Origin of the sequence: Soonwooa sp. (assembly GCF_030151385.1) — a bacterium.
Lineage (GTDB): Bacteria > Bacteroidota > Bacteroidia > Flavobacteriales > Weeksellaceae > Soonwooa.
In genome coordinates this window covers 1-10400 of sequence record NZ_JASLDS010000029.1, presented here as the reverse complement: position 1 = coordinate 10400, position 10400 = coordinate 1, and the positions used below count along the sequence as shown (strand labels likewise).

The window sequence follows — 10400 nt, the reverse complement described above, 5'->3', positions numbered from 1 at the left end:
GACGATTTTTGAATTATGAATTGTGAATTAATTTTGCTAAAAGCTAAAAGCTAAAAGTTAAAAGCCAACAGCTATCAGTTAATCATAAAAACAAATCAGCGACGGATTAATCCGTCGCTGATTTTCTTTAACCTAAATTTAAAAAAATATGATTTAATATCTACTCTTTAACAATTTTGTGCGTTGTAGTTTGATTACCATCAACTACTCTAACAACATAAGTTCCTTTTGGAAGATTTGCAACATTGATTTGGTTGCTCGTTGCAGAAGCAACTTTTTGTCCTGCCATATTGATAACTTCAACAGACTTAATGCTTTTAGAATTAGCAATGCTAAGGACATCTTTTACTGGATTTGGATATATTTTAACATCCGATTTTTCAGTTGTGTTGGATACAGCTAGAGAAGCGTTTGCTAAATCTACAACAAAGCCATAAGGTAGTGAATTAACAGGATTCATACCTTGTCCCGCTATTTTGGTTCCGTCTGGCGATATTGCTAAAGGCAATGATAATTTTAGTCCACCTGTATCAATACCAAAACTTGCAACATAATCGTCAAGATTCATACGTCCTTTTTCTGCTGTCCATATAAAGCCTGTCCCAAGGTGAGGACCACCTGGCCAAGTTCTATAGTAGCCAATAACCGTTTTGCCATCTGCTGATACAGCAGTTGCGCCACCTCTGTAGAAATTGTTTACTAATGGATTTTCTATTTCTAAGTAAGTATTTGTTTCTCTGTTATATACGTAAGGGAAGTTGCCAGATGCTCCTACCATTACTTTTCCATCTGCCGATACGCCAAGCGGCTCGCTTACAGCGACTCCAGTCACTGATTTTATTAGTGTTTGTACACCATTTATCCAATAGGCGCCATCTCGATTTCCAAAAGAAGAATCTTGCCATCCTACAATGGTACTATGGTCAGCACTAATCGTATTTGCACGTGATGCTCTACCTGGCACAGTAGTTCCCAAATCGGTTATTGTTACATTATCCCCATCGATTTCCCAAGTTACAGCATGACTTTCGGCAGCATTAATATAACCTAACCCCACAATCATTTTTCCGTCCTCAGTCATGCCCCAGGCAGTAGCAATTCTTGCATCTGATGCGCCTGAAAGTCCACCTAGCAACTTCCATGTTTTTGTAGTTGTATCATAGATGCCTGGTTGGTTAAAATTGGTGTCAGGGTTAGTCATGAAACCAATAATTTTATTATTATCTGCCCCAATCAAACTTTGTCCAGCCAGCAAGTCTCTAGAGACAACACCAATGTTCTGTACACCATCTTCCTTTGTCCACATAAGGTTGTTTTTGTTTGCAGAGCTTCCAGCTGCAACACCATTGTTATTGATGTCGGTCATCGCAACATTAATTCCCAATTGATAAAATTGTGCTGAAACATTTTGTAACCCTAAAAATGAAAATGCAATCAGTGAAATTTTGTACATCTTTTTCATAATTATTTCTTATTGAATTAGTATTGCAATGTTAGCTTGTTTGTGAATTGAGTACAACAAAATGACTTTCAGAATTCGCGAAATTTTAAAGAGTTTTTTATTTAAATTATTTAAAATCAACTATTTGTTTTTTTTTGTGTTAATGGTTTAAGAATTAATTTTGCTATCAGCTATCAGCTATCAGCTATCAGCTATCAGCTATCAGCTATCAGCTATCAGCTATCAGCTATCAGCTAATCATAAAAACAAATCAGCGACGGATTAATCCGTCGCTGATTCTCTATAACCTAAACTTAAAAAATATGATTTATTATCTACTCTTTAACAATTTTGTGCGTTGTTGTTTGATTACCATCAACTACTTTAACAACATAAGTTCCTTTCGGAAGATTTGCAACATTGATTTGGTTGCTCGTTGCAGAAGCAACTTTTTGTCCTGCCATATTGATTAGTTCAACAGACTTAATGCTTTTAGAATTAGCAATGCTAAGGACGTCTTTTACAGGATTTGGATAGATTTTAACAGCCGATTTTGTAGTTGTGTTAGAAGCTGCTAGATAAGTTGTAAGATCAACCATGAAACCATAAGTTTTAAAATCTGGTGTTCTTGCAACACCAACTATTTTTGTTCCATCGCCAGAAATTGCAAGTGGTAAAGCCAAAGTATAGTTTCCAAGATCAACTCCTAAACTAGAAACATAAGCGTTAAGATCAACCAAGCCATTTTCTTTTGTCCACATATAACCGTCACCACCATAAGGACTTCCCGAAGATGGTCTAAAGAATCCGATTACTTTTTTTCCGTCACGTGTTATTCCTGACGCACCAGAAAAGTACATGTCTGTATATTTTGGGTTAGAAATCTCTTGGTATACACCGTTGTCATATACAAAAGAGTTGACTCCACTTATTCCAACAATAATATTTCCATTAGAAGACGCAGCTCTTGCTTCACCACCAATTGGTTGACCATTGCTATTGGTTATTGCAGTAACGGCACCGTTTCTCCAGAAAGCTGGACTTCTTTCGCCTGTTGCAACTTCATGCCATCCGACAATTGTAGATTTGTCCGCACTAATGGTATTTGCTCTATCATTTTTTCCAGGTAGTGGATTTGCCACTGCTGTAACGCCCGTCTCAGCAGTCCAAGTTGCTGCACTTGAATATGCGGTTACTTGATATCCATTTCCCACAATTGTTTTCCCGTCAGGTGACATTCCCCAAACAGAGCTTTTGAACGCATCTTGGTTGGCAGCCAATCCTCCTAGAAAATTCCAAGTGCTAGAGGTTTTGTTATAGATTGCCATTTCATTTAGATTGCTCTGTGGATTTGTCATGCTACTTGCAATCGTATTTCCATCCTCAGAGATAGAAACATTTCCTGAAAAACTTCCTGTTGTTACTTGTCCAATAACCGATGGTTGCTGATTGGGTGTCCACATCCAAATTGTTTTCGAAGACTTGTTTCCTACTACAGTTCCATTAGCACTTACGTTCATTGGTTGATAACCTTCGCCAATGATATACAATTGAGCATTTGTTAAAGTTCCAAATAATGATACTGCCAAAACTTGGAAAATGCGTTTGTAATTCTTTTTCATATTTTTAATCTATATTACTTTTGAGTACAGCAAGTTTATGGGAAATTGATTGAGTTTCAAAGGAAATGTATTTTAAAATTCATGAAATTTTAAAACCTGTTATTTTTAAATAGTTGATAATCAGTAAATTGTTTCTTTTGTTAAATTTTAATTTTAGAAAAAATATTTTAATAAAATTGGACTGCAAGCACTTAAAAACCTATTTTTGTTAAATGTTCCGCCCCCATATTTTAATTGTTTTTATGTTTTTTGTCTTTTCGTTGTTAAACGGACAAAAGAACAATGACTTTTCGTCTTTGGTGGACAAGAGTGTGCAGAAGATATACCAGAATCCTGATGAGGCGATTAGCTTTATCCAAAGCTTTATGTTGAGTGAGCAAAATCCAGATTTGCGTTTGGTTTTGCAAAATCTTATGGCTCAAGCTTATGCGATGAAAGGTGATTATGTGCAGTCTGTAAGAATGTCTTTGGACAAAGAATCGACATTTAACCATAAAATTAGCGACGGAAATTTTGCACAATTGTTTAGAGATTACGCGCTGTCTGAACAATATCAAAATCTAAAACTCTACGACCAATCAACAAGTCTGATTACTGAAATGCTTAAAAACAAAGCGCTTTACAAATCGGACGAAAATTATAGTATCACGCTAGCCAAAGTTTTTCAGCTGCAAGCAATTAATTATTCCATTAATAGAAAAACGGAAGATGCTTTGTCTTATTTCCAAAAAAGTAATGACTACCTCAAAACAGAATCTGCTGAAAACCTGATTATTAAAACTGAAAACCAAATTCTTGTTGCGAGTATTTTACTTAATCAGAAAAAAGGCGACGAAGCACGGAAACAATTTTCGCAGCTCAAAACTTTTGTTGATGCACACCCAGAGCAAGTATTTTTGTTTAGTCTTGTGTATGAGCGTTTAGCTCGAATTAATTTTGAGGACAAAGATTACCATGCTGCAATTGCAAATTTGGAAAAGTCGCTAGCTAATATCGAAGGCGTTGATTATTTGGTTTTAAAATCTAGGATTTATGAGATGTTGGCCAAAAATTATTTGGCACTTCAAGACGAGGAAAAGTATAGATTCTACATCAAGCTTTCTGGAACTACAAAGACCAAAATAGAAACGAGCCAAAAAGAAGGCATTCGATATTTGCTAAAATTAACCGAAATACGAGAACAGCAACTTTTGGAACAAACCGAATCTGATGGACGTTTTAACACAGGTTTGCTTTTAATCGGTTTTGGAGCTTTGGTTTTGGGACTTGGTATTTATTATTTTTATGAATACAAACGTCAAGAAGATTTAACAAAGCAGGTTGACTTTTTCAAAAACCAGAAATTGTATTTAAAAAAGTTATCGGAAGCAAAACCAAAAACGGAGATTAGTCCCGAAATAGTTACAGAGGAAAAACCTGTTAACAAACAAGAAGAGGTTACCGAAGACGTGGAAAATGATGCGAGATTGCCAAAGAAGACTACTTTGATTTCTAAGGAAAAAGAAGATGAAATTTTGCAAAAGCTAGACGAACTCGAAAACTCGGATCGATTCTTAAACAAAGACATGTCGCTTGCCGTTTTGGCTGGACAGTTGGAAACCAACACTAAGTATCTTTCTGAAACTATTAATAAATATAAGGGTAAAAATTTTAATCTGTATATCAATGAGTTAAGGGTTAATTATATCGCTTATATGTTAAAAACCAATCCCATTTACCTTAACTACAAAGTGAGTTATTTGGCTGAGGTTTCTGGCTTTTCGTCGCATAGTGCATTTACAACGGTTTTCAAATCGATTACGGGAATGTCGCCTAATGCTTACATTCAACAAATTAATCAAAGTGCCCAATGAGAAAGTTTTTAATTTGCTTTATGCTTTTTAGTTTTGGGATTTTGACTTTTGCTGGAAACCCTCGCGAAGCCTTGTTTAATAAAGCTAAAGAAAATATTTTTAGTAATCCAGATGAGACGATAAGATTGTCAAATCAACTTTTGAAAGACGAATCCGACGTCAATAAAAAAGCCGAATTGTATCTCACGATTTCCAAAGCTTGCATTGCAAAACGGGATTTTGACAAGTCCTTGACTTATGTGATGAAGGTGCAAAGTTTGTTGAATGACATTACGAATTCGGATACCAAAGCGCAGATTTTAATCTCGATTGCCATCCAATATCAGCAAATGGAGATTTTTAATAAAAGTTTAAATTTTCTTGATCAAATCGATGTTCACAATCAAAAGATGCCCGATAGTTCTCGTATCAAATTTTCGGTTTTAGGAAAAGCTTACGCTGTGCGAGGCATGATTTATAAAAGTCAACTTAATCCCGAATTGGCACTTTCCAAATTTTTGGTAGCTGTCAAAAATTTTGAACACATTGCGCCGGCACTTCAGGCCAACGCGAATCTGAGTGTTGTGTACTACAATATCGGCTATTGTTATATGGATTTGGGAGACAAAACAAAGTCGGAGCAAGCCTTTCTGCGTTCTCTAGATTATGCCCAAAAGGAGAAAGCCAAAAGTTTGGAAGCTTTCGCTTATAAAGGACTAGCGGAAGTAACCATGGCAAATGCGCAACATCAGGAAGCTTTGCAGTTGCTAGGAAAAGCTGAGGTTCTATCACAGAATGTTGGCGATTTGCTTTTGTATGAAGGTATTCAGAGGAATTTGGCTGAAAATTATTTGGCCTTAAATGATATTAACAATTATAATATTTACAATCAAAAATACCTGCAAGCCCGTTTCAAAAGGGAACAAAACGAATTAAAGTCCATCAATTCAAGCATTGACAGTTTGGTAAAAGATAACCAAACTAAAACGAAAAAGATAAAAGCGGAGCAAACGACTTTCAATACTTTTATTATAATTGCTGGATTAGTTTTGTCAGGAATATTTTTGTTCTTAATTTGGAAGAAGCGAAAAGCCAATCAACGACTTCAAAATAATATTAAAACCATACTTAACACATAATTTTATAAAATGCGAAATATATTTGATGCCTCAGATGTCGATGTTTACATCAAAGCAATTAACTCATTAACACCAGATACACCAGCAAAATGGGGTAAAATGTCTGTTGACCAAATGTTGGCGCATTGTAATGTCACTTACGAGTTGGTCTATGAACCTCAAAAACATAAGAAGCCAAGTTTTCTTGCAAAATGGATGATGAAGACTTTTGTAAAACCAAAAGTTACCAACGAACTTCCTTACAAACAAAATTTGCCGACTGGACCAATGTTTGTGATTAAAGACCGCAAAGATTTTGAACTTGAGAAGAAGCGACTTATCGGATTTTTGCAAAAAACACAACAGTTGGGAGCTGAGGCTTTCAATGGTAAAGAAAGTGGTGGTTTTGGTATTCTTACGTCTAAGGAATGGAATAATATGATGGCTAAACATCTCGACCATCATTTGGCTCAATTTGGTGCTTTATGAGATTAATTTATCTTTTTTTATTTCTATTTTCAAGCATGTTTTTTTCGCAATCGAAAGAAGCAATGGAAAAATATTTACTCAACAATAGTCAAGCTTTTGTTGGGAAAATTAATAATGGTGCGCTAATTTTGGTTAGCATACAAACTGTTGATTTAACAGCTTTTCCTAAAGAAATAAAAGTAAAAGGAAAGTCGGATGTCGAAGGAACGATTTGTGATTTTGAAGGGAATTTGACTTTGGAACCAAATTCGGAAATAGGAACTTCTAAAATGCCAACTTTGTTTTATAAATTCGATTTTCAAGAGAGAAAACTTCATGAGCATACAGGAATTTTTAATGGAAGTATGGCGATGAAGATTTTGACAGACGATTTGGCTTTGGTCGTTTTTGAAGGCAATTGGGAAAGTTACAGTAAGAAAATGCGGTTCCCAGTTTTCTTTGACAACAACGAATTATTAAAAACCCGTTTATTAGAACTTTCAAAATAATGAAACTCTACGAAGCTATCAATTTTCGAAATCTAAAACTCGAAAACCGAATTGTAATGTCGCCAATGTGCATGTATTCTGCAAAAGAAGGTGTGGCAACCGATTTTCATTTTGTACATTACGGAAGTCGTGCCCAAGGTGGCGCTGGACTTATTATGATTGAAGCAACTGGCGTTGTGCCCGAAGGTCGTATTACACCAAAATGTTTAGGACTTTGGAATGATAAGCAACAAGCCGAACTTAAGCGAATTGTGGATTTTGTGCATCAGTTTTCTAAATCGAAAATTGGAATTCAGTTGGCGCATTCGGGGCGTAAAGGTTCAACTTGGGGAGGAAAACAGTTGTCTGTAAAAGATGGTGGTTGGCAAACGGTTGCGCCAAGTGCAATTCCGTATACGGTCGAAGACGAAAGTCCAAGAAAATTAACGATTGAAGAGATAAAAGCGATTGGTGAAGATTTTAAGAAATCGGCAATTCGAGCTGTAGAAGCTGGTTTTAACATTATTGAAATTCATGCGGCGCACGGTTATTTAATTCATCAATTTTTATCGCCTTTATCGAATGTGAGAACAGATGAATATGGCGGAAGCTTCGAAAATAGAATTCGTTTTCTTTTAGAAATTGTTGACGCTGTTAGTGGAGTTATTGATGAAGATATAGCACTTTTTGTTAGGATTTCTGCCTCCGAATATGCTGATGGTGGTTGGGACATCGACGAAAGTGTAAAGCTTGCCGAAGTTCTTAAAACCAAATCAGTGGATTTAATCGATGTTTCGTCTGGAGGTAATATTCATGGCGTTAATATTACATTATTTAATTCTTATCAAGTTCCGTTTTCGCAAAAGATAAAACAAAAATCAGGGATGAGAACAGGCGCGGTTGGTTTGATTACCGATGCCAAATCTGCGGAAGAAATTCTTAAAAATAACGAAGCCGATTTAATTTTTCTTGCAAGAGAACTTTTAAGAAATCCTTATTTCCCTGTTCTTAATAGTTTTGAATATGGTGAAAATTGTTTCTTCCCAAAACAATACGAAAAAGCAAAACCTGAAAATTAAAATCTATGAAAACTAATGTAGAAAAGGAAGTTATCATCAACGCTTCAATTGATAAAGTTTGGAAAGCTTTGACCAATAAAGAAGAAATGAAACATTGGTATTTTGATATTCCAGATTTTAGTTTAGAAAAAGATGCTATTTTTAATTTTTTTGAACCAGGAGGCCAGAACAAATTTTGGCATCGTTGTCAAGTTGAAGAAGTTATTCCGAATCAAATTTTTAAACATACTTGGGAGCATCCTGATTTTAGTAAAGCTATAACACATTTAACTTGGAAGCTTTCAGAAAAAGATGGTCAAACGATTGTAAATCTAAATCACGACAATCTTGATGGTCTTGCCGAAGCTGGAGACGATTTTAAAGTAGAAAATTACAACGCTGGTTGGACAGAAATTTTAAAAAATCTTAAAAAGTATCTTGAAAATATGGAGTAAAATATTTTTGAATTATAAAATAAATTAATCGTTTACAAAATCGATTAAAGTATAAAAAACATTGTCATTCAGAGCGAAGCGAAGAAACCTAGCGAAGCGGTTCTACGAAGTCAATCTCAATTTTATTTTAATAAGATTCCTCGTACCTCGGAATGACAAGCTTTGTTTAAAAAAGATGACTTGTATTGGGGGCAATCATTAATACAAAAAGCCTTTCAAAATTTAAAACTTTGAAAGGCTTTTTTAATGATGAATTTTATCTAAAACTCGAATTTTCTTACAGCTTCTAATGTTTTATCAATTTCTGCATCTTGGATGGCAGCAGAGATAAACCATGTTTCGTAACCACTTGGTGGAAGATAGATGCCACTCGCCAACATCTGTTGGAAGAAGTTATTGAAAATACATGTGTAAACCGAATCGTAAGCATCTTGGAAATTCGATACTTTACTGGTTTCAAAAAAGATAGACATCATACTTCCTTTTCGGTTTATACGATGTTTTAATCCTTTTTCATTAAGTATTTTTCCGATTTCGAAATCTAAAGTTTCGGTTGTTTTATTGATTTTGTTATAGAAATCTTTATCCGATTTAATCAATTCTAAAGTTGTCAATCCAGCGCGCATTGCTAGAGGATTTCCACTTAAAGTTCCAGCTTGATAAACTGGACCGTTAGGCGCTAGATAATCCATAATTTCTTGTCTGGCTGCAAATGCACCAACTGGCATTCCGCCACCAATAACTTTCCCGAAAGTAACTATGTCAGCGTCAACACCAAAAGTCTCTTGTGCACCACCAAAAGCCAAACGGAAACCTGTCATCACTTCATCAAAAATCAACAAAGCACCATTTTCTTGACAAATCTTTTTTAGGTTTTGTAAGAAATTATTTTCAGGTAAAACGCAGCCCATATTTCCTGCTACAGGTTCTACGATAACGGCAGCGATTTCGCCTTGGTTATGACGGAAAATATCAGCAACATTTTCGATATCGTTATAAGTTGCAATCAAAGTATCTTGCGCCGTTCCTTTGGTCACACCAGGTGAATTTGGATTTCCGAAAGTTGCTGCGCCACTTCCAGCTTTTATTAAAAATGAATCCGAATGTCCGTGATAACAACCATCGAATTTGATGATTTTGTCTCTTCCTGTAAAACCTCTAGCCAAACGAATAGCGCTCATACAAGCTTCAGTTCCTGAAGAAACCATACGGATTTGGTCGATATTTGGAACATTTTCGACGATAAGTTTCGCGATTTCTGTTTCTAGTTCGGTTGGTGTTCCGTACGAAAAACCGTGTTCTGCTTGTTTTTGAATCGCTTCTAAAACAACAGGATGCGTGTGTCCCAAAATTGCTGGTCCCCAAGAATTGATGTAGTCAACATAGGTGCGATTATCAGCATCTGTAAGGTAAGCAGCTTTTGCAGATTTCATAAAAACAGGAACGCCTCCAACAGATTTGAAAGCTCTTACAGGTGAGTTAACGCCACCAGGAATATACTTTTGTGCCTCGTCAAATAAGGCAGAACTTCTTTGATATAACATGTTTTGTTATGAATTTATTATTGTCTGAAAAACAGTTTTTATTTTTGTTGAATTAAAATTTCGAATCTCAAATTTCAAATCTCAAATTAAAACTAGCTTCTCGGTTTTTTATTTTTAAGATAGATCACTTGCCCAACACGCGGTTGTTGACCTTCGTCCATTCTGTTTTTTGAATAAAGTTTAGAAAGCTTAATCCCAAATTTTTGAGAAATGTCGTGCATGTCCTCACCAATCTCAGCTTTGTAAGTATCGACATTACCAGAAGATGACTTTTTGTCTAAGAAAACAATGTCATTTTTCTTCAAAGTATTGCTATTAAGCTCGTTGAATTTAATGATTTTCTTTTCGCTAATTCCGAATTTTTTAGAAATCGT

At 35.4% G+C, this 10400-nt stretch carries 10 protein-coding genes; 6 read left to right on the top strand and 4 right to left on the bottom strand.

The features are described from left to right. Window positions 1-160: 160 nt before the first annotated feature. Window positions 161-1453: a T9SS type A sorting domain-containing protein gene (locus Q1V95_RS04625; protein ID WP_300670886.1), complete on the bottom strand. Its 1293-nt coding sequence runs from the start codon at window positions 1451-1453 to the stop codon at window positions 161-163. Between the two features lie 323 nt (window positions 1454-1776). Further along, entirely contained in the window at window positions 1777-3063 is a 1287-nt protein-coding gene (locus Q1V95_RS04620) for a T9SS type A sorting domain-containing protein (RefSeq protein WP_300670884.1), read from the bottom strand. Between the two features lie 212 nt (window positions 3064-3275). On the opposite strand from Q1V95_RS04620, the gene Q1V95_RS04615 reads away from it, so the two are divergent. The 6 genes from Q1V95_RS04615 to Q1V95_RS04590 all read left to right on the top strand — a co-directional run bounded on the left by Q1V95_RS04615 (window position 3276) and on the right by Q1V95_RS04590 (window position 8482). After that, on the top strand, window positions 3276-4916 hold the full coding sequence (locus Q1V95_RS04615; protein ID WP_300670882.1) for a helix-turn-helix domain-containing protein: 1641 nt from the start codon (window positions 3276-3278) through the stop codon (window positions 4914-4916). Continuing rightward, on the top strand, window positions 4913-6034 hold the full coding sequence (locus tag Q1V95_RS04610; protein WP_300670880.1) for an LPXTG cell wall anchor domain-containing protein: 1122 nt from the start codon (window positions 4913-4915) through the stop codon (window positions 6032-6034). Before Q1V95_RS04615 ends, Q1V95_RS04610 begins: the two co-directional genes overlap by 4 nt. Before the next feature lie 9 nt (window positions 6035-6043). Continuing rightward, on the top strand, window positions 6044-6502 hold the full coding sequence (locus Q1V95_RS04605) for a DUF1569 domain-containing protein (RefSeq protein ID WP_300670877.1): 459 nt from the start codon (window positions 6044-6046) through the stop codon (window positions 6500-6502). 62 nt (window positions 6503-6564) lie between these two features. Next, window positions 6565-6990, top strand: a complete 426-nt coding sequence (locus Q1V95_RS04600) for a hypothetical protein (RefSeq protein WP_300670875.1) — start codon at window positions 6565-6567, stop codon at window positions 6988-6990. Further along, entirely contained in the window at window positions 6990-8048 is a 1059-nt protein-coding gene (locus Q1V95_RS04595; RefSeq protein WP_300670872.1) for an NADH:flavin oxidoreductase/NADH oxidase, read from the top strand. Before Q1V95_RS04600 ends, Q1V95_RS04595 begins: the two co-directional genes overlap by 1 nt. A gap of 5 nt (window positions 8049-8053) precedes the next feature. After that, window positions 8054-8482 carry an SRPBCC domain-containing protein gene (locus Q1V95_RS04590; RefSeq protein WP_300670870.1) on the top strand — a complete coding sequence of 143 codons (429 nt, stop codon included), beginning with the start codon at window positions 8054-8056 and terminating at the stop codon, window positions 8480-8482. Window positions 8483-8742: 260 nt separating this feature from the next. On the opposite strand, the gene hemL is transcribed toward Q1V95_RS04590, so the two are convergent. Further along, window positions 8743-10026, bottom strand: a complete 1284-nt coding sequence (gene hemL / locus Q1V95_RS04585) for a glutamate-1-semialdehyde 2,1-aminomutase (protein ID WP_300670867.1) — start codon at window positions 10024-10026, stop codon at window positions 8743-8745. Window positions 10027-10118: 92 nt separating this feature from the next. Continuing rightward, window positions 10119-10400 (bottom strand): LysM peptidoglycan-binding domain-containing protein (locus tag Q1V95_RS04580; protein ID WP_300670865.1); only part of this gene is annotated, 282 nt, incomplete at its 5' end.

Excerpts from the sequence above, each read along its gene's own strand:
- Q1V95_RS04625 (WP_300670886.1), bottom strand. The coding sequence starts at position 1,453 with ATGTACAAAATTTCACTGATTGCATTTTCATTTTTAGGGTTACAAAAT.
- Q1V95_RS04620 (WP_300670884.1), bottom strand. The coding sequence starts at position 3,063 with ATGAAAAAGAATTACAAACGCATTTTCCAAGTTTTGGCAGTATCATTA.
- Q1V95_RS04615 (WP_300670882.1), top strand. The coding sequence starts at position 3,276 with ATGTTCCGCCCCCATATTTTAATTGTTTTTATGTTTTTTGTCTTTTCG.
- Q1V95_RS04610 (WP_300670880.1), top strand. The coding sequence starts at position 4,913 with ATGAGAAAGTTTTTAATTTGCTTTATGCTTTTTAGTTTTGGGATTTTG.
- Q1V95_RS04605 (WP_300670877.1), top strand. The coding sequence starts at position 6,044 with ATGCGAAATATATTTGATGCCTCAGATGTCGATGTTTACATCAAAGCA.
- Q1V95_RS04600 (WP_300670875.1), top strand. The coding sequence starts at position 6,565 with ATGGAAAAATATTTACTCAACAATAGTCAAGCTTTTGTTGGGAAAATT.
- Q1V95_RS04595 (WP_300670872.1), top strand. The coding sequence starts at position 6,990 with ATGAAACTCTACGAAGCTATCAATTTTCGAAATCTAAAACTCGAAAAC.
- Q1V95_RS04590 (WP_300670870.1), top strand. The coding sequence starts at position 8,054 with ATGAAAACTAATGTAGAAAAGGAAGTTATCATCAACGCTTCAATTGAT.
- hemL (WP_300670867.1), bottom strand. The coding sequence starts at position 10,026 with ATGTTATATCAAAGAAGTTCTGCCTTATTTGACGAGGCACAAAAGTAT.